We start from the raw sequence: 258 nt of genomic DNA, 5'->3' as shown, positions 1-258 counted from the left end.
CCCACCCGTACCGGCGGCGCCGCGCTCTGCCTCATCGCGGCGCTTCGGCGCCCTGGCTGAACATCAGCTGGAAACCGCGCTTGAGCTGTTGGTCGCGGGCCTGTTCCAACGCGGCGAAGGCGCTGTCGCGGTCGAGGAACTGCTCGCGCCGGACCGTGCTGCGGCCGCCGATCTGGCCGCTTTCGCGCACCAGGGTCCAGCCGCCGAGCAAGTCGGGCTGCAGCATCAGTTGCACGAAGCGCGGGGCTTCGTGGCCGT

Annotated in this window: 1 protein-coding gene; it reads right to left on the bottom strand. The window is 71.3% G+C overall.

Going from position 1 to position 258, the window contains the following annotated elements; genetic code table 11:
- Positions 1 to 31: 31 nt before the first annotated feature.
- A partial coding sequence (locus tag HKX41_12185) for a WGR domain-containing protein (protein ID NNC24894.1) occupies positions 32 to 258 on the bottom strand: 227 nt, incomplete at its 5' end.

It is taken from the genome of Salifodinibacter halophilus (assembly GCA_012999515.1).
GTDB lineage: Bacteria > Pseudomonadota > Gammaproteobacteria > Nevskiales > Salinisphaeraceae > Salifodinibacter > Salifodinibacter halophilus.
This window is presented reverse-complemented; position numbering and strand designations above follow the sequence as displayed.